At 71.1% G+C, this 17,898-nt stretch carries 16 protein-coding genes and 1 pseudogene; 8 read left to right on the top strand and 9 right to left on the bottom strand.

Annotated features, from left to right (window positions below):
* Positions 1-12: 12 nt before the first annotated feature.
* Positions 13-1,260: a cytochrome P450 gene (locus ABEA43_RS27815; protein ID WP_345566339.1), complete on the bottom strand. Its 1,248-nt coding sequence runs from the start codon at positions 1,258-1,260 to the stop codon at positions 13-15.
* Positions 1,261-1,415: 155 nt separating this feature from the next.
* On the opposite strand from ABEA43_RS27815, the gene ABEA43_RS27810 reads away from it, so the two are divergent.
* Positions 1,416-2,156, top strand: coding sequence for an isocitrate lyase/PEP mutase family protein (locus ABEA43_RS27810; RefSeq protein WP_345566310.1), 741 nt, complete (start codon positions 1,416-1,418; stop codon positions 2,154-2,156).
* Positions 2,157-2,162: 6 nt separating this feature from the next.
* Here ABEA43_RS27810 and ABEA43_RS27805 read toward each other — a convergent pair whose 3' ends face one another.
* The 4 genes from ABEA43_RS27805 to ABEA43_RS27790 are packed head-to-tail and all read right to left on the bottom strand — an operon-like array spanning position 2,163 to position 7,262.
* Complete coding sequence (locus ABEA43_RS27805; RefSeq protein ID WP_345566309.1) at positions 2,163-4,229, bottom strand: hypothetical protein; 2,067 nt, start codon at positions 4,227-4,229, stop codon at positions 2,163-2,165.
* Positions 4,226-5,506: an ABC transporter substrate-binding protein gene (locus ABEA43_RS27800; protein ID WP_345566306.1), complete on the bottom strand. Its 1,281-nt coding sequence runs from the start codon at positions 5,504-5,506 to the stop codon at positions 4,226-4,228. The genes ABEA43_RS27805 and ABEA43_RS27800 overlap by 4 nt, the downstream gene beginning before the upstream one ends.
* 54 nt (positions 5,507-5,560) lie before the next feature.
* Positions 5,561-6,385, bottom strand: coding sequence for a carbohydrate ABC transporter permease (locus ABEA43_RS27795; RefSeq protein ID WP_345566304.1), 825 nt, complete (start codon positions 6,383-6,385; stop codon positions 5,561-5,563).
* Complete coding sequence (locus tag ABEA43_RS27790; RefSeq protein ID WP_345566302.1) at positions 6,375-7,262, bottom strand: carbohydrate ABC transporter permease; 888 nt, start codon at positions 7,260-7,262, stop codon at positions 6,375-6,377. Before ABEA43_RS27790 ends, ABEA43_RS27795 begins: the two co-directional genes overlap by 11 nt.
* Before the next feature lie 297 nt (positions 7,263-7,559).
* On the opposite strand from ABEA43_RS27790, the gene ABEA43_RS27785 reads away from it, so the two are divergent.
* The 3 genes from ABEA43_RS27785 to ABEA43_RS27775 all read left to right on the top strand — a co-directional run bounded on the left by ABEA43_RS27785 (position 7,560) and on the right by ABEA43_RS27775 (position 10,603).
* Entirely contained in the window at positions 7,560-8,621 is a 1,062-nt protein-coding gene (locus ABEA43_RS27785) for a LacI family DNA-binding transcriptional regulator (protein WP_345566300.1), read from the top strand.
* Positions 8,622-8,806: 185 nt separating this feature from the next.
* Positions 8,807-9,625: a glycerophosphodiester phosphodiesterase gene (locus tag ABEA43_RS27780; RefSeq protein ID WP_345566298.1), complete on the top strand. Its 819-nt coding sequence runs from the start codon at positions 8,807-8,809 to the stop codon at positions 9,623-9,625.
* A 51-nt stretch (positions 9,626-9,676) separates the two neighbouring features.
* Positions 9,677-10,603, top strand: coding sequence for a TIGR03619 family F420-dependent LLM class oxidoreductase (locus tag ABEA43_RS27775; RefSeq protein ID WP_345566296.1), 927 nt, complete (start codon positions 9,677-9,679; stop codon positions 10,601-10,603).
* Positions 10,604-10,745: 142 nt separating this feature from the next.
* On the opposite strand, the gene ABEA43_RS27770 is transcribed toward ABEA43_RS27775, so the two are convergent.
* Both ABEA43_RS27770 and ABEA43_RS27765 read right to left on the bottom strand, forming a co-directional pair.
* A complete protein-coding gene (locus ABEA43_RS27770; protein WP_345566294.1) occupies positions 10,746-11,099 on the bottom strand; it encodes a winged helix-turn-helix transcriptional regulator in 354 nt (117 codons plus the stop codon).
* A gap of 79 nt (positions 11,100-11,178) precedes the next feature.
* Complete coding sequence (locus tag ABEA43_RS27765; protein ID WP_345566292.1) at positions 11,179-12,375, bottom strand: extracellular catalytic domain type 1 short-chain-length polyhydroxyalkanoate depolymerase; 1,197 nt, start codon at positions 12,373-12,375, stop codon at positions 11,179-11,181.
* A 181-nt stretch (positions 12,376-12,556) separates the two neighbouring features.
* Here ABEA43_RS27765 and ABEA43_RS27760 point away from each other — a divergent pair, with 181 nt between their 5' ends.
* On the top strand, positions 12,557-13,309 hold the full coding sequence (locus ABEA43_RS27760) for a class I SAM-dependent methyltransferase (protein ID WP_345566291.1): 753 nt from the start codon (positions 12,557-12,559) through the stop codon (positions 13,307-13,309).
* A gap of 110 nt (positions 13,310-13,419) precedes the next feature.
* Here the strand turns inward: ABEA43_RS27760 and ABEA43_RS27755 are convergent, their stop codons facing one another.
* Positions 13,420-13,656 (bottom strand): hypothetical protein, encoded by a 237-nt coding sequence (locus ABEA43_RS27755; protein ID WP_345566290.1) that lies wholly within the window; start codon positions 13,654-13,656, stop codon positions 13,420-13,422.
* Between the two features lie 68 nt (positions 13,657-13,724).
* Between ABEA43_RS27755 and ABEA43_RS27750 the strand changes: the two genes are divergently transcribed.
* Positions 13,725-13,862: a hypothetical protein gene (locus ABEA43_RS27750; RefSeq protein WP_345566289.1), complete on the top strand. Its 138-nt coding sequence runs from the start codon at positions 13,725-13,727 to the stop codon at positions 13,860-13,862.
* Between the two features lie 192 nt (positions 13,863-14,054).
* Here the strand turns inward: ABEA43_RS27750 and ABEA43_RS27745 are convergent, their stop codons facing one another.
* On the bottom strand, positions 14,055-14,891 hold the full coding sequence (locus ABEA43_RS27745; protein ID WP_345566287.1) for an SAM-dependent methyltransferase: 837 nt from the start codon (positions 14,889-14,891) through the stop codon (positions 14,055-14,057).
* Between the two features lie 592 nt (positions 14,892-15,483).
* Between ABEA43_RS27745 and ABEA43_RS27740 the strand changes: the two are divergent.
* Both ABEA43_RS27740 and ABEA43_RS68680 read left to right on the top strand, forming a co-directional pair.
* Positions 15,484-17,166: pseudogene (locus ABEA43_RS27740) on the top strand (DUF4132 domain-containing protein); the annotation flags it as partial.
* Entirely contained in the window at positions 17,158-17,841 is a 684-nt protein-coding gene (locus ABEA43_RS68680; protein ID WP_486348724.1) for a DUF7737 domain-containing protein, read from the top strand. The pseudogene ABEA43_RS27740 and the gene ABEA43_RS68680, both read left to right, overlap by 9 nt.
* Positions 17,842-17,898 lie beyond the last annotated feature (57 nt).

Here is a 17,898-nt window from a genome sequence, read left to right as displayed (position 1 = left end):
TCCCTGCCCGCCTCAGCGCAGGCGGTAGCGGACGGGCAGGGACCTGAGCCCGCCCACGAACGTGGTGGCCAGCCACACGGGCTCGCCGTCCAGCTCGATGCCGTCCAGGCGCGGGATGAGCTCGGCGAACAGCGCGCGGATCTCCATGCGGGCCAGCGCGGCCCCCAGGCAGTAGTGGACGCCGGACCCGAACGCCAGGTGCCGGTTGGGGTCGCGGCCCGCGTCGAAGCGGAACGGCTCGGCGAAGACGTCCTCGTCCCGGTTGGCCGACGGGTACGACAGCAGCACGGACTCGCCCTTGCCGATGGGCGTCCCGTTGACGTGCGTGTCGGCGGCGGCCGTGCGCATGAACTCCTTCACCGGGCTGACCCATCTGATCATCTCCTCGGCCGCGAGCGGCAGCAGGCCGGGCTCCTCGCGCAGCCGCCGCAGCTCGGCCGGGTGCCGGATGAGCGCCTCCAGCCCGCCCGCGATGGTCGAGCTGGTGGTGTCGTGCCCGGCCGTGGCGATGATGACGTAGTACGAGGCGGCCTCGAAGTCGCTCAGCGGCTCCCCGTCGACGCGGGCGTTGGCGATCACCGAGGCCAGGTCGCCGGTGGGCGTGGCCCGGCGGGCCGCCGTCAGCTCCCTGAAGTAGGCGAAGAGGTCGTCGAGCACGGAGGTGTGGTGCTGCGCGGCCCCGCCGCGCCTGCTGCGGCTGTCGTCCTGGCCGAACAGCTCCTGAGTGAGCCGCAGCATGCGCGGGAAGTCCGATTCCGGCAGCCCGAGCAGCGACAGGATGACGTAGAGCGGGTAGTGCACCGCGACCTGCTGGACGAAGTCGCACGAGCCGCCGTGCTCCGCCATCCGGTCGACGTGGCGTCTGGCCAGCTCGCGCACCCGCACCTCCAGGGCGCGCATCGCCTTGGGGCGGAACCAGTCGGCTCCGATGGCGCGCAGGACCCGGTGCTCGGGGTCGTCGATGTGGACGAGCGTCTTCAGCCCCGTCCCCTTCGCGCGGCGCTCGTCGAGCGCGGCGTCGACCTCGGCGCTGCGCAGGACCGGGCGCGGGGCGCTCAGCCACAGGTCGTTCCGCCGCTCGATCTCCAGCACGTCGGCGTGCCGGGTGATCGCCCAGAAGGGGTTGTATCCGGGCACGTCCACGCGGTGCACCGGGGACTCGCGGCGCAGCAGCGCCAGCGCCTCGTGCAGGCGCGTCTCGTCGGTGTAGGCGGCGGGGGTGGCGAACGAGCGCCCTGCTTCCTCGATCGACCTGGTCATCGCCACGGGCTGAGCCTCCTGTCGGCACACGCGCTTCCGGCCACGGATGCCATTCCCGCTGCGCCGTGCCGGTACTCGGCGGCTCGCGAGTTGTCACAAACGACGGCCCTGCCGAGTCATATCTGGGACACGTACTCGACGACGAGGGAACCGTCATGCCGAACACCAAGACCACGCTGCTCCGCGACCTGCACAAGCCGGGCGACCCGCTGCTCCTGCCGAACGTGTGGGACGCGGCCGGCGCCACCATCGTGGCCGAGGCGGGCTTCCCGGCCCTGGCGACCGCGAGCGCGTCGATCGCCGCCATGCTCGGTCATGACGACCACGAGGGCGCGCCGGCCGCCGAGATGTTCGACGCCGCCGCCCGGATCATCCGCGCCGTCGGCGTCCCGGTGACCGTGGACGCCGAGGCCGGCTACGGCCTGCCGCCCGAGGAGCTCGCCGCCCGGCTCACCGCCATCGGCGCGGCCGGCTTCAACTACGAGGACACCGACCACCGGGCCGGCGGGCTCGTGGACGTGGAGACGCAGGTCTCGCGCATCGCCGCGCTCCGGGCCGCGAACGCGGACCTGGTGATCAACGCGCGGGTGGACCTGTTCCTGACCGGCTCGGCCCCGGTCGAGGAGGTCGCCGAGCGCGGCCGCCGCTACCTGGAGGCGGGCGCCGACTGCGTCTTCCCCATCATGGCCCCTTCTGAAGAGGTGATCGCCGAGCTGGTCAAGGCCACCCCCGGGCCGGTCAGCGTCACGTGCCTGCCCGGCATGAGCCTGGGCAGGCTGGCCGCGCTCGGGGTGGCGCGCGTCTCGTTCGGGCCGATGACGTACCTGGTCGCGCTGGAGGCGCTCAAGTCCTTCGCCGCCCGGGTCCGGGCCGGCCAGGACCCCTACGCCACCTGACCGCGCTCACGGCAGCGGCGACAGGCCCTCGTGGGCGACGGCCCAGGAGTCCGGGAAGCCGGGGGCGGGCGGGCCGCCGTCCCAGCCGGCCGCCATGAGGGCGACCGCCGCCAGGAGGCCGCCGTTCCCCGGCAGATAGGCGGGCAGGGTGGCGCTCTGCCTGTTGTGGCCGTTCGGCAGGCAGGCGTTCTTGGCCACCGGCATCAGCAGGGCGCGGAGGGCGGTCTCCGGCTCCCCCAGCCTGGTGGCGGTCATGGCGATCGCCGGGAAGTCCCAGCCCCAGGCCGTCTCCCACGGCCAGGTGGCCAGGACGTCGTGCAGGGTGGCCCGCATGGTCGCCGGGTCGATGAGCCGGGTCGGCGGTACGAGGCCCAGTGCGTACAGCATCGACGGGTGGTCGTCCCGCACCGTGTACGGCGGGGCGGCCATCGCGGCGTAGACCCCGTCGCGCACGAGGGGGCGGGCCATCCCGGCGGACACCTCCGCCCAGGACGGCTCGGGAGGCAGGCCGAGCAGCCGCCGCCACCGCTGCGCCACGTCCAGCGCCCACGACCAGTAGGCGAGCTCGAACGTCGGGTTGACGGCCTCCGCGCGCAGCTCCGCGTACGACTCCTGGGCCGGCACCAGCGGCGGGCCGAGCGCGTACCCGTCCTGGCCCTTGACCGCGTAGCCGGCCATGAACGCGGCCGTGTCCATGACGAGGTCCGCGTAGCGCTCCAGGGCGTGCTCGGTGCCGGTCGCGCGGCGTACCAGCTCGGCCAGGTAGATCGGGTGCGGCTGCTGCCAGATCAGGAAGGGGCCGATCGGGCTCGGGCTCTCCCTGCCGTCCGGGCCGGTCTGCTTGGGCCAGCGCGCCCCCGGGCAGCCCTGGTCCCTGGCGGTCGCGCGGGCTCGCGGGAGGACGGCGGCGTACCAGCCGAGGCTGCGTTCGAGCAGCCCGGCCCGTCCCCAGAGGGGGAAGTGCGCGCCGTGCCACCAGTGCATCTCCAGGTGGAAGCGGCCGCGCCAGCTGTTGGCCATGAGCCCGGTCTCGGCCGGGGGCAGGGAGCCCGCGCAGTGGACGGCCGTGAGGTACTGCGACAGCACCACGCGGCGCTCCAGCTCGGGGGCGCGGTCGTCGCGGGCGGCCGACAGGTCCACCGCGCCGCCCGTGCTCCAGAACCGGCTCCAGTGACCGCCGGACGCCGCCACCACCTCGTGAAAGGCCGGCAGGCCGGTGGCGGGCGCGGGGCGGAAGGCGATCACCAGCTCGGCGGCGGGCTCCGTGAACGTGACCAGGAACTCGTGCGGCCCCGTCGCCACCGCCGCTCCCCCGCCGGTCAGTGCCACCGTCACGTCGTACGCGGTCCCGTCCAGCACCCGCTCCACCGTGAACCCGCGCTCCCAGCGCCGCAGCACCGACGAGTGGGCGGACGGGCGCGTCCAGTCGGCCGCGTTCCCCCAGTCCTGCGACCCGTACGGGAACGCCAGCCGCACCCCCAGCCCGCCCGCGAGCAGCGGCGATTCGACGCGCACGGCCAGCACGTCGCGCGACGGATGGCAGGCGGTCGTGACGTGGACCGGCGCGCCGCGCAGCCGGTAACGGCTGGTGATCGTGCCGGTCCACAGGTCGAGCCGCTGGTGGACGCCGCTCAGGTCGGCCGGCGACAGCGGCTCACCCCCGGCCGCGGCCAGCCCGATCCGGCCGAGGTCGAGCCGGTGCGGGTTGGCGCGCAGCCACGACTCGGCGCCGGACGCGGGCCGCTCTCCTGCGCCGCTCAGGTCGCCGCGCATGTCCACGTACGGGACCGGCCCGCGCGGCGTCCGGTACGTGCGCGTCGTCTCGGCGAGTTCGTACGAGCCGGGCACGCTGTGCCAGCCCCATGACGACATGGTGGCCAGCAGCGTCCCCGGCACGCCGCCCGTACGATCCTCGACCGGGTGCCGATCGGGGAAGGTCTGCAGCCCGGTGACGTCCACCGTGTAGCAGAGCTCGCCGTTGCCCACCGACAGCGGCGACTCCGGCACGATGCCCGTCACCTCGACCGCGTGCCGATCGACGAGCGCACGGCGGTCGATGCGGCCCGCGCTCACTGCTTGATCGCCGTCCCGACCTGCTTGACGAAGTCCGCCGCCGCGGCGGCCGGCCGCTGCCGGTCGAACAGCACCTCGGCGTTGACCCGGTCCAGGATCTTCGGCGTGTCGGTGGACCCGGTCGGCCCGATGACCAGCGGCGGGCCGGCCTTCGGGGTCAGCTCGTCGATGAACGCGGCCTGCACCTTCTCGCCCTCGCCGAGCACGTCCTGGATGGCGGCGCGGACGTCGGAGTTCGCCGGGATGCCCCGGTCGGCGAGGATGATCTTCCCGGCCTCGGGGCTGTTGACCAGGAAGTCCACGAACGTGGCCGCCTCCTGCGGGTGCTCGGACTTGGCGTTGACGCTGTAGATCTGCGACGCCTGGAGCCACATGCCGGCCTGGGTGGCGCCGGTCTCCCCGGGCAGCCTGATCAGCTTCAGCGGCTGCCCGACGGCCTTGCTCAGCGCGCCGACCTGGTTGCTCCAGTCGAACTGCAGCGCCGCCAGGCCGCGGCCCATCAGCGACTGCTCCGGCGCGGGCTGGGTGATGAGCTCGGCCGTCTGCGAGGCCGGCGGGGTCGCCCCGGCGTCACGCAGCTCCAGCGCCATGCTCCACCAGTCCACGAGCGTCTTCTCGCTGATGCCGACCTTGCCGTCGGCGGTGTAGAGCGCCTCGCCGCGCTGGCGCGAGTACGCGTCCAGCATGTCGGTCCTGGTGGGGTCGGCCAGCGCGAACGTGCCCTCCGGAGCCTTGGCGGCCAGCTCCTTGGCGATCCGCTTGAAGTCGTCCCAGGTCCACGTGTCGCTGTCGGGCAGCGGCACGCCCGCCTTCTCGAACACGGCGGGGTTGACGACCGTGGCGATGGCGTTCACGCCGGTCGGTACGCCGTACTGGACGCCGCCGAACTTGCCGTTGTCCAGCGCCGCCGCGCCGATTTTGTCCGTCTTGAGCCCGGTCTTGGCCAGGTCGAGCAGGGCGCCGCGGTCGCCGTACTCGCGGGGGTAGGCGCCGCCGAGCGCGATCACGTCGGGCGCGCGCCCGCCCGCCACCTCGGTGGCCAGGCGGTCGAAGTAGGAGTTGAAGTCGGTGTAGGAGCCCTTGACCTTGATGCCGGGGTTCTTTGCCTGGAAGGCCGCGATGACGCGCTGGGTGGCGGCGGCGCGGTCGTTGTTGCCCCACCAGCCGAAGCGCAGCTCGACGCTTCCGTCGTCGCCGGACGAGCCGCCGCAGGCGGACGCCGCCAGCAGGACGCCGGCCGCGCAGAGTGCCGCGAGGCTCCTGGTTCCTCTTGACATGGCCCCTCCTCTAAGGGGGATGAGAACGTTTTAATCGCGGGCGTGCGTACGGGGTTACTTGAAGCCGGTGGTCGCGATGCCCTGGGTCAGGTAGCGCTGCCCGGCGAGGAAGAATCCGAAGATCGGCATCAGCCCGACGATCGACATGGCGAAGAGCTGGCCCCAGGCCGTCTCGCCCTGGCCGTCCATGAACGAGCGCAGCGCCACCGGCATGGTCCACAGCTCGGGGTCGGTCAGGAAGATGAGCTGGCTGAAGAAGTCGTTCCAGGTCCAGATGAAGGTGAACAGCGCCGAGGTGGCCAGCGCGGGCACCGAGAGCGGGATGACGATCCGCCAGTAGATCCTGATGTGCCCGCAGCCGTCGATGCGCGCCGCCTCGTCGAGCTCGCGCGGCAGGCCGCGGATGAACTGCACCATGAGGAAGATGAAGAACGCGTCGTGCGCCAGGAACTTGGGCACGACCAGCGGCAGGTTCGTGTTGATCCAGTCGAGCTGGGAGAACAATACGTACTGCGGGACGATGAGGACGTGGACGGGCAGCATCAGCGTCGCCAGCATCGCGGCGAAGAAGATCTTCCTGCCCCTGAACTCGAGCCGGGCGAAGGCGTAGGCCGCCAGCGAGCACGACAGCAGGTTGCCGGCCACCGCCAGGATCGCGATCACGGCGGAGTTCAGCAGGTAGTAGTGGAAGGGGTGCTCCAGCGCCGTCCAGCCGCCGGCGTAGTTGCCGAAGTCGAGCTCGGTGGGCCAGATCGACGGGTCACGGAAGATCGTCTCCGTGGGCTTGACGGAGCTCGACACCATCCAGAGCAGCGGATAGAGCATCACCACGCCGAAGCCGAGAAGCAGCGCGTGCTTCGACAGCCGTCTAGCTCCCATAGAACACCCACCGCTTGGCGAAGAGGAAGTTGAGGCCGGTCAGCGCGGCGATGATGACCAGCAGGACCCACGCCATCGCGGAGGCGTAACCCATGTCGAACGAGCCGAAGCCGCGTTCGTACAGGTAGAGCGTGTAGAGCAGGGTGGCGTCGGAGGGGCCGCCCCGGCCGCCGCTGATCACGAACGCCTGGGTGAAGCTCTGGAACGCGCCGATCAGCTGCAGCACCAGGTTGAAGAAGATGATCGGGGTCAGCAGCGGCAGCGTGATCCGGAAGAATCGCGACGCCGGGCCGGCCCCGTCCACCTGCGCGGCCTCGTAGTAGGAGACGGGGATCTGGCGCAGCCCGGCCAGGAAGATCACCATGGGCGCGCCGAACGTCCACGCGTTGAGCACGACGAGCGTGCCCAGCGCGAAGTCGGGATGGGCGACCCAGCTCACGCCCTCGATCCCGGCCATCGCCAGCACCTGGTTGACCAGGCCGTCCTTGCCGAAGATCTGCCGCCACAGGATCGCGATGGACACGCTGCCCGCGAGCAGCGACGGGAGGTAGTAGACGGAGCGGTAGAAGCTCAGCCCGCGTACGCCGCGGTTGAGCAGGAGCGCCAGGGCCAGCGCCAGGACGAGCTGGACGGGCACGGACACGAACACGTAGACGAACGTGACCCCCAGCGACTTGTGCAGCCGCGGGTCCGCCAGCATCTCGCGGTAGTTGTCCAGCCCGAGCCATTCCGGCGGCTTGAGCAGGGTGTACTCGGTGAACGACAGGTAGAGCGAGGCCAGGATCGGCCCCACGGTGAACAGGGCCATGCCGATGAACCACGGCGTGAGGAAGAGGTAGGCGATGCGGTCCTCGGGGGGCTCCGAACGATTGCTCATCTATCACCCTTCGTGCCGCACTGAAGCGTGTGCGGCCGGGATAACAGGGGAAAAGCGCCTTTCCGGTTGCGAGTAACCAGTTTCTAACAGAGCACACATGGGGTGTCAACGCTTTGTGAGCGACGCAGTGAGCTGCTGAGATGTCTGCGAGTGCTTCTCTGCAGGTCGGTCCGCAACCGATTGCAAGCCTCTTCAGAAACCGGTATCTTGCGGCTGGCGCCCGGTTGCGGACGCACCTGCCGCGGCTCGGCGATTTAATGCATGCAGGACACGGGCCCACGCGTGCGGGGAGAGCGGATGAGGGCGAGCACGGGAGACCGCGAGCAGGACCAGGACCCGCCGGCGTCCCCGGTCCGCGCGGCCGGCCGGCGCGGGCCGCGGCCCGCGGGCGCGGCCACCATCGGCCGGGTCGCCGACGCGGCCGGGGTCTCGCGCGCCACCGTGTCGCGGGTGATGAACGGCTCCCCCACCGTCCACCCGGAGCTGGCGGCCCGCGTGCGGGCGGCCGCGGCGGCGCTCGACTACGAGCCGAGCGTGGCGGCGCGCAGCCTGGCGCTCGGCCGCACGGGGACGATCTCGCTCATCGTCCCCGACCTCGCCAACCCGTTGTTCCAGGGCGTGCTGCGCGGGCTCAGCAGGGCGGCGGCCAAGGCCGGGCGCCAGTTGCTGGTGGCCGAGTCCGACGAGGATCCGGAGGAGGAGACCATCCTCGCGCTGGAGGCGCGGCGCAACTCCGACGGGCTCGTGCTGGCCTCGCCGCGCGCGCCGGACGAGCGGCTGCGCGCGCTCGCCGACCGGCTGGCGCCGTTCGTGCTGGTCTACCGTGAGGTCGCCGGGCTGGGCGCGCCGTCGCTGTCGATCGACAACGTCGCGGGGGTCGGCGACCTCGTGGCCCACCTCACGGGCCTGGGTCATCGGCGGCTGGCCTATCTCGCCGGCCCGGCGGGCAGCGCGGCCAACGCGGAACGGCTCGCCGCACTGCGCGCCGTCCCCGGGATCGCACTCACGGAGCTGGCGTGCGGGTCCATGTTCGACGACGGCCACGCGGCGGCGCGCGCGGTCGTGGCGTGCGGCGCGAGCGCGGTGCTGGGGTTCAACGACATGGTGGCCTCGGGGGTGCTGACCGGGCTGCACGAGCTGGGCGTGCGGGTGCCCGGCGAGGTGTCGGTCACCGGGTTCGACGACATCCCGTTCGCCCGGTACACGACGCCGCCGCTGACCACCGTGTCGATCCCGAAGCACGAGCTGGGTGAGCTGGCGTGGGAGCGGCTGTGGGCGTTGATGAACGGTGAGCCGGGTGGCTACAACGTCCGGTTCCAGCCCAGGCTGCTGGTCCGCGACAGCACCGGGCCCGCTTAGGGGCTGCGCGGGGGGTAGGGGTTGCCGCGCCCGCGTAGGGGGCTGCGCGGGGGCGGGCCAAGCCGGGCTTCCGTAGCGGCAAAGAGTTGGTGCCGACCGGGCGGCACGCCGTACGAAACGGCCTTTTTCCGGAATTAGTGGGCACTTTCTCCTCAGCTCCCTACGAGGCAGCTCGAGGAGGGAACTTGATAGCTCTGACAGTTCCGGCCACCATGACGACGGACGCCGCCGCCACGCCGCGGGAGATCGACAACATCGCGCACCGCGGCGGCTCCGCGGCCGCCCCGGAGAACACGATCGCGGCCTGCGCCCTGGCCATGGCACAGGGGGCGGACGTGTGCGAGTTCGACATCCAGCAGTCCAAGGATCACCAGCTCATCCTGATCCACGACCAGACGCTGGCGCGCACGACCAACGTCGAGCAGATCTTCCCCAGGCGATCCCCGTGGCGGGTCTCCGACTTCACGCTCGCGGAGATCCAGCGGCTCGACGCCGGCTCGTGGTTCTCCCCGCGCTATCGCGGCGAGGGGGTGCCGACGCTGGGGCAGGGGCTGCGGGCGATGAGCCGGAGCAAGGCCCGGCTGCTGCTGGAGATCAAGCACTCCCCGCGCAACCCGGACATCGACAAGCGGGTGGCCGCCGAGCTGCAGGAGGTCCATACGGAGTGGAGCGACGAGCGGCTGGCCGTGCAGGCGTTCGACTGGCGGGCCATGCGGACGTTCCACAACATGCGGCCCCATGTCCCGATCTCGCTCCTCGGCAAGCCGCCCGCCGACCGGCTCTCCGAGCTCGCCGGCTACGTCAAGGGCGTCACTCTTCCGCACTCCGGGCTCACGGCCCAGTACGTCAAGAAGGCCCACAAGCAGGGCATGAAGGTCTACACGGGGACCACGCACAAGCCGGCCGTGATCCGCCGGCTGATCTCGTACGGCGTGGACGGCATCATGACCAACCGGCCCGGACGGCTCGCGAGCGTCAAACGGCGACCGCTACATCTTCCATAGTTCACTCTTCTTTATAGAGCGAACTATAAAGCCTCAAGTAGGATACGAGGCATGAAACTAGGTGTTGCCCTGCCCACGTCCGGTCCGCTGGCCAATCCTGCGAACATCGCCCGCGTCGCCCAGGAAGCGGAGCGGCTCGGCTATGACTCGGTGTGGACCTACGAGAGACTGCTGCGGCCCACCGCGCCCGTTTCGATGGGCGGCGGCGAGCCGCAGCCCGTGCCGGAGACGTACCGGCTCACCTACGAGCCGCTGGAGACGCTGAGCTACGTCGCCGCGCTCACGAGCCGCGTCAAGCTCGGCACCAGCATCATCGACGCGCTACTGCACCCGGCCGTGGTGCTGGCCAAGCGGTTCGCCACCCTCGACCAGCTCAGCGGCGGGCGGGTGGTGGCCGGGCTCGGCCAGGGGTGGATGCCGCAGGAGTTCGCCGCGGCGGGCGTGCCGATGAGCCGGATCGGGCCCGGCATGGACGAGGTCGTCGCCGCCATGCGGGCCTGCTGGGGGCCCGACCCGGTCGCGTACGACGGCAAGTTCACCCAGATCGCCGAGTCCGAGATCAACCCCAAGCCGGTGCAGCCGAACGTGCCGGTCCTGCTCGGGGCGATGACGCCGGGCGGGGTGCGGCGGGCGGCCCGCATCGCCGACGGGCTCAACCCGGTGGCGGTCAGCCGCGAGATGCTGCTGGACCTGACCAAGGCGTTCCGCTCGGCCGCGGCGGAGCTCGGGCGCGACCCGGAGTCGGTGACCGTGGTCGCCCGCGCCAACGTGCCGCTCACCGCCGGCCCGCTGGGCGACGGGCGGCCGTTCCTCGGCGGCTCGCCGCGCGAGATCGCCGACGACGTGGCCGCGCTCGAAGGGACCGGCGTCGACGAGGTCCTGTTCTCCACCACCATCCAGGACACGCAGGGGCGGGAGCTCGGGATCGCCGACGGGCTCGCCCTCTACGCCGAGCTCATCGACCTGGCCCGCAAGTAGGTCTCCCGGTCGCGCCGACGGCGATGGCCCCCGGCCGGTCCGGGGTCATCGCCGTTTTTCGCTGAGTCGCTCAGCGGATCGCCCATCGGGTCGCTCAGCGGGACGACGCTGCGGGTCGGCGCTGCGGGTCGGCGCTGCGGGATCAGGGGTTGCAAAGCTCGCCGATGTTGTTGCGGCCGGCCCAGGCGTGCAGCTCGCGGAACGCGTCGCGCAGGTCCTCGCCGACGGGGGTGAGCCGGTAGAGGACCGCGGTGGCCGGGCCCTCGGCGAGCTGACGCTCCACGAGCTTGGCGGCCATCAGCTCGCGCAGGCGGTCGGTGAGGATGCCGTCGGTGATCCCGTTGATCATCTTGGCCAGCTCGCTGAACCGCGCGGGCCGCTGGAGCAGGGCGACGATGATCATGCCGTTCCACCGCTTGCCGAGCACCTTGAACACGTCCATGAAGTGCACGTCGCACGCGATGCCGGCACCGCTCTCCGAGACGGGTTCGACCATGGGCCCAGCCTACCTGGGCGCACTACGCGATTCGTAGCCGATCACCTTTCGCGTAGTGCGCCAGCGTATGACGAGCCGGTCAGCAGGCCGGTGTCACGACGCTGTAGTAATTCGGGCCGGTCTGCTTCAGCGTGCTGGTGACGAACGTGTTCCACAGCCCCATCGCCTGGTTCGAGCCGTTGGCGTAGGCGTAGCCGCCCGACTGGTGGGCCCGGCCGGCCTGGGTGTGGGCGTAGTTGCTGGCCGTGAAGCACACCGGCTGCGGAGTCGGCGTCACGGTCGGGGTGGGGGTCGGGGTCGGGGTGGGCTGCGCGCCGCCGGCCAGGCCGAAGAAGGCCGTGTCGTAGTACGCCGAGCAGATGGTGTCCAGGAAGTACGCGCCCGCCGTGCCGCACTGGCCGGCCGCCGTACCGGGGTCGACCGGCGTGCCGTGGCCCATGCCGGCGATCTTGTAGTAGCGCAGGGCGTCGGCGCGGTACGTCTCCAGCGTGGTCCCGGCGGGCAGGCTCTGCGTCCCCGACGGGCTCTGGGAGAGGCCCAGGACGTCGGTGAACTGGTCGCGCAGCTCGTCGCCGTTGGCCTTGTTGACCGTGTAGTCCGCCTGGCCGTGCCAGATCGCCACCTTCGGCCGCGCTCCCGTGTAGCCGGAGTGGGCGGCCCGGACGAGCGCGCCCCAGGCGGCGGGGGTCTTGCTGACGGGGCCGTTCATGCAGGTGCTGGTGGAGGCGGGCGGGGAGCAGCGGTAGGGGAGGCCGGCGACGATCGAGGCCGCGTGGAACAGGTCAGGATATGTCGCGATCATTACCGCGGTCATCGCGCCGCCGGCCGACAGCCCGGTGATGGAGATCCGGGCGGCGTCGAGGCCGTACGCGCTGGTGGCGTACGTGACCATCTGGGCGATGGACAGGGCCTCGCCCTGGCCGCGCTTGATGTCGCCCTCCTGGAACCACTGGAAGCAGTTCGACGGCAGCGTGGTCGCCTCCGGGAAGACGAGCGCGAAGCCGTGCAGGTCGGCGAACTTCCGCCAGCCGGAGTTGGCGTAGTAGGCGTTGGCGCTCTGGGTGCAGCCGTGCAGGGCGACCACGGCGGGCGAGCCGGCCGGCAGGCCGTCGGGGACGTACACCCACATGTTGAGCGCGCCGGGATTCGAGCCGAACCCGGACACCTTCGTCAGGGTGGCGGCCTGGGACGGCCGGGCGACGCCGATCAGGGCCAGGGCGAGGATCAGCGCCGCGGAGAGGCCGGTCAGGGTACGGGCGAGAAGTGCGTGCATCATCGGCTCCGGGGGGTTGGCACTTGCCCGTGACCGTATGTTTTACGGAAAGCGCCGGATATGTGTCACAGCTCCGATTTCTGCCTTGTGCGCATGTGGAGCCGCACCATTCGCCGGGCCCCCTTCCGGCCTGGATCCGCCCGCGTGGTTGAATCGGCTCCCGTCTGATCTGGAGGTTGAGACGATGACGGTAGACCGCAAGCGCAGCGTGGTGTTCGGGGAGGCAGTCGAGCAGTACGAGGCGGCCAGGCCGGGCTATCCCGACCGCCTCGTCACCGAGGTGCTGGAGTACGCCCCGGCCGGCCCCGTGCTGGAGGTGGGCGCGGGAACCGGCAAGGCGACGGCGAGCTTCGCCGCCCACGGCGTGGAGCTGACCTGCGTCGAGCCGGACCCCCGGATGGCGGCCGCGCTGACGCGGAGATGCCCGCAGGCCAGGGTCGAGACCGGGATTTTTGAGGACTACGTCCCCGACAGGGCGTTCGCCCTGCTGTATTCCGCCCAAGCCTGGCACTGGGTGGACAAGGACCGGCGCTGGGACCTGACCCACGCGGCCCTGGCCCCCTCGGGAGCGGTGGCGACCTTCTGGAACCGGTACGGCATCAGCGACCCGGACCTGCTGGCCGCCCTCGCCGCCGTGGATCACGGCCACGGGGTGACCACGTCCACCATGCACCAGAGCCACTCGTTCCGGGCCGAGGAGGTCGAGCACGAGCTCTCGCGCGACCCTCGCTTCACCGATCTGGACTATCGCGACTACACGCGCACCGAACGCTATGCGGCCGACCGCTACCTGGACCTCGTCCGGTCGGTGTCCGCGTACCGGATCCTGGATGCGGCGACCCGGGAGGCCGTGCTGCGGGAGATCGGCGCCCTGATCGGGGACGGGGTGGAGATGACCTTCACCACCGACCTCTTCCTCGCCCGCCGGGCGGACTGACCCCGCATCCTCGCCCCCTGGCGAACTGACCCGTGGTCCTCGCCCCCGGGCGGACCGACCTCTCACCACCGACCGCCTCCGCGGCCCCTGGCGGGCCGGCCCTTCGCCGGCTATTTCTCCGGACGTTCGCCGAGCCGGTCGGTCCAGCCGGTCTGCGCCAGTGCCACCCGCAGGAGCGGCTGCCCGTTCTGCGTCACCTCGTACTGCAGCAGCTCGGCCGTCCCCTCGTCGATCACCAGCCGGTGGCCGACACCGTCGGCGCCGGGCGTCTCCAGGGCGACCCCTGTGCGCCCCAGCACGTCGGTGACCTGGCCCTTGGAGGCGATCCCGTCCTGCTCGGCCAGCACCTTGAACCAGCTGGGAGACGTTCTGGATGGTCAGGCTGGGGTTGTCGAGGGACAGGATCCGTTCCAGTGTGTCGTCGGACGTCCTGCGCTTCTTCTCCACCAGCTCGGGCGAGCCTGCCGCCTGCCACGCGGCCTCGTCCTGCGGCGAACCGAAGGTGACCGCCACGTCCTCGGCCACCTCACGCTCGGCGCGCAGCAACGCGTAGCCGAGCACGCTGCGATAGTGCCGGTCGTAGAGGTCGGTGAATCGTTCTTCGGGATCGTCCACACCCAGTAGTCCCTCCAACCGCTCCAGGATTACCGCGCCGCGCGCAATTCCTCCAGAACGATCAGGGCTTGCCACGCTCTCAGCGAACCTCGGGGAGCGGGTCTCGGGGAGCGGATCTCGGGGAGCGGGCTCAGGGGATGTGCGCGACCACGCCGAAGTTGCCCGACGAGGTGGGGTCGTCTGCGCAGGCGGGGTCACGCTCGTCGGGACGCCACTCAGGCACCCACACCAGGCCGGGCTCGACCAGATCCATCCCGTCCAGCAGGGCCTTGACCTCATCCCTGGAACGGATCGCAAGACCGGGCAACGTCATCGCGAGCACCCCGCTGACGGCCGGCAGCAGCTCCGCCGGGATGCCGTCGAAGGTGGTGTGCAACAGGCTGAGGAAGCTCCCGTTCGGCGCCGCGTGACGGAGTCGCTTGATCACATAGTGGGCGTACTCGTCGTCGTCCAGGCTGTGCGTCGACAACACCAGCACGGCGAGGGGGCTCTCCCAATCGAGGAACGTCTGGACGACCCGGTCGCGAAGGATCTCGTCGATCTCGCGCACGTCACCGTCCACCACGCGCACCATGGGGTTGAAAGGCTCGATGGTGGCCTGCGCCATGGTCAGCGCCATCGGGTCGTTCTCGACGTACAGGACGCGCAAGGCGGGGTTGGAGGAGGTTTGGCGGGCTATGTCGTGCAACCGGCTTCCGGCCGACAGGCCACAGGAGACGCCGCCTCCCACGATCATGAACTGGGCCACGCCCTCGGCGGCGGCAAGGTGGCGCACCACACGGGACAGATACTGCAGTACGGCGCGGGCCGCGGTCGTGATGGCGGGAGCCGCTTGATCGAAATGACGCACCATGTCCTTGTCGGCGAGGAAGTTGTTCTTCCCGCCCGCTGCAGCGTCGAGTATCCGGGTGATCCTGGCTTGCGTGGTATCAAGCTTGGCCAGGTTTCGGACAGCACGCTGGCGCATGAGCGTTGCCCCTTTCCCTCGCCGCCACCTTTTTCCGGTAAGCGATCAATGGACTTCACTCGAAGGACTCGAACCATATGTTCCAACAATTCCAGACAATGACAAGCGATAGACCGGTTACTTCGGGAAATGTTTGTTTCCCGATTCTCCGTGACACGCGGCAGGATCACTCGCATATCACCCTTGACCTGCTGTTTCACCATCTCCAAGGGGCTGGAACGAGGCAGAGAACCTGGGCCGCACGCCCGGCCGATTGCGCCGATCCCGCCGAATCCTGAGTGATCAGTTGGGCGGGGGTAGCGGCAGGGCCGGGTGTGACTTGTGATCATTGCAGTGGCGTCCGTAATCAACCGTTGTCCGCCGGAAAGGCGAGCGGCGAACGGCGGCACTGACAAGAAGATGATCAACCTGTCATGTTCCGGATATCGGCCCCTGAAGGCATCGGCCACCGCATTTCGAGTAACCGGCCCGGCCTCTCCGCGTGATCGCATGTGTGCCGCCGCTCCGTTGGATTCTGTCGGCGTCGTCCGGCAAGGTGCTGCCTGAGGATCAACGGCCCGACGGCCTCACAGAGATCGAAGGAACGGCCCGCATGCAGCTCTCCCCCACTGCCCAGCACGTTCACCGCCACCTGACCGACCCGGAGGCCGGTTACCCGGCCCCGTGGCCCGACGGGTCCCGGCTGACGGCGGTGGATCTGGGCCATCTGCTGCCTCTCGCCTACCGGGTGACCGGCAGCGGGCCGGCCTTCTCGATGCGTGTTGTCGTCGAGGACCAGGTCAAGCAGCGGCAGCCGGCCTTCACCCAGGAGTCGTGCCTGGCGCTGTACGAAGCGCTGGTCGACGGGCTGGACAGACGCCGCTGGGCCGACCTGTGCCTGGCGGCGGGCGCGCTGCTGCGTTGTCCTGGCGGCGCGCCCCTGGGCAGGCTGGCCGGGCCGGCGGGCACGCTGACCGGGTTCATGGTCGGGGAGAAGCGGCTGGAAGAGCCGTACGCGCTGCTGACCGTGGCCGGGGTGGCCGGGATGGACGCCGTAGCGCTGGACGCCGTAGCGGGGATCATGGGGCTGTCCGCGGCCGATGGAGCGCAGCCGCTGGCCGCCGCCGAGCTCGACCTGTTCATGAGCCTGGATCCCATGGACAGGGCGCTGCTGGCCGAGGTCGGGTCCCGGACGTACGGGGCGTCGCCCGCGCTCCCCGACGTCTGGGAGCGGCTGGCCGGCCTGCCGGCGTACGCGAGTTTCGCCCGCTCGGCCCTGGAGGCCGCCGCGGCCAGGCTGGCGGCGATCCACGCACGCGAGATCCCCTACCGTGCGGACAAGGCGTTCGGGCCGGCCGAGACGGCGGCGCTCGGGCGGGCGGCGCGGCTGGCGCTGGCCTGCGACGAGCCGTGGCTCCCCGAGCTGCTCGGGGCGATGCTGCCCCAGGTCGCGGTCGCGCCGACGGCGGCCAAGACGCTGCCCTCACAGGCACTGCTGTACGAGATCGCGCGCGCGGCCGAGCAGTTCCCGACACCGGAGGCGATCACGGAGCTGCGCGCGGCACGCGCGGTGACCCGCCATGCCGGGGTGATCAAGCAGCTCGACCGCATGATCAAGCGGATCGAGCCGGGGCTGGCGGACCGCGTCGAGGTGGCGTTCCGGATGCCCGACCCGGGATTCGAGCCCGGCGGGCGGCTGGAGGTGCCCCTGGGCGAGCACCGGGCCGTCGTCTCGGCGGGCGAACGCGGCGACTTCGAGCTGAGCTGGTGGCACGGGGACCGGCGGCTCAAGACCGCGCCCGCGGCGGTACGCAAGGAGCACCCGGACGAGGTCAAGCGGCTGCGCGAGCTGGTCAAGCAGGTGCAGCGGCAGGTGACGACCCTGGTCAGGGCGCTGGAGGCGGGATTCGCGGGCGAGACGGCGCTGCCGTACGAGATGTGGCGGCGGCAGATCGGCGAGCACCCGATCGCCGCCTCAGTCGCGGCCCGCCTGATCTGGGAGGCAGAGGTCACGCCCGGAGAGTGACGAGCGGCGCTCGGCGGCTTCGACGACCAGCTCGGCGAAGGTGGGGGGATGGCGGATGTGCGGGTGCGGTTGTGGCATCCGGCGCGGGCGGCGCGGGAGGAGGTGGTGCGCTGGCGGGAGGCCGTGGCCGGAGGGCGGGTGCGGCAGCCGTTCAAGCAGGCCTTCCGCGAGGTCTATCCGCTCACGCCCGCCGAGGAGGCGACCGGCGTCTACTCCAACCGGTTCGCCGCCCACATCGTGGACTACCGGCGGCTGTACGCGATGTTCAAGCAGCGCGGGTGGCGGACCCAGATGCTCGGGCCGTGGGACGGCGGCGACGCGGGCGAGGCCACGCGCGTGCTCGCCGAGGGCCGGTGGCGGGCGGCGTTCCGGCACGACTACGTCTACGACGGCCCCGGCGAGTACGCCTCCACCGACCAGGTGCGCTTCCACCGGCGGGTGGACGGCGACTGGCGGGAGGCGCCGCTGGCGGAGGTGCCCGCGCTGGTGTTCAGCGAGGCCATGCGGGACGTGGACCTGTTCGTGGCGGTGACCTCGATCGCGGCCGATCCCGAGTGGGCCGACCGCGGTCAGGACGGCCGCCATCTCGACTACTGGCGCGAGACGTCCTTCGGCGCGCTGGCGCCCTCGGGCGAAGTGCGCCGCGACGCGCTGGCCCGGCTCCTCCCGCGCATGGCCATCGCCGCCCGCTGCACCCTCACCGACCGCTACCTCGTCGTACGCGGTGACCTGCGCACCTACCGGATCCACCTGGGCAGCGCCAACATCCTCATGGATCCCGGCGACGTCTACCTCTGCATCGTGGCCGCCCCCGGCCAGGACGCCGGGCTGTTCCTGCCCTTCGAGGAGGACGGCCGCCTCGCGCTCATCCTCAGCAAGGCTCTGCTCCTGGCCAGGGACACCGAGATCGCCGACGAGAGCATCGTCCGACAGATCAAGGGATGAGCCGCCAGGGCCCCAGCCCGCCTCCACCGGGGCCCATGGACCCGGGCCCGAGAATCG

The sequence above is a fragment of the Nonomuraea rosea genome, from assembly GCF_039539705.1.
Taxonomy (GTDB): domain Bacteria; phylum Actinomycetota; class Actinomycetes; order Streptosporangiales; family Streptosporangiaceae; genus Nonomuraea; species Nonomuraea rosea.
Note: the sequence above shows the minus strand (reverse complement) of the source record. Positions and strands in the feature narration are given on the sequence as shown.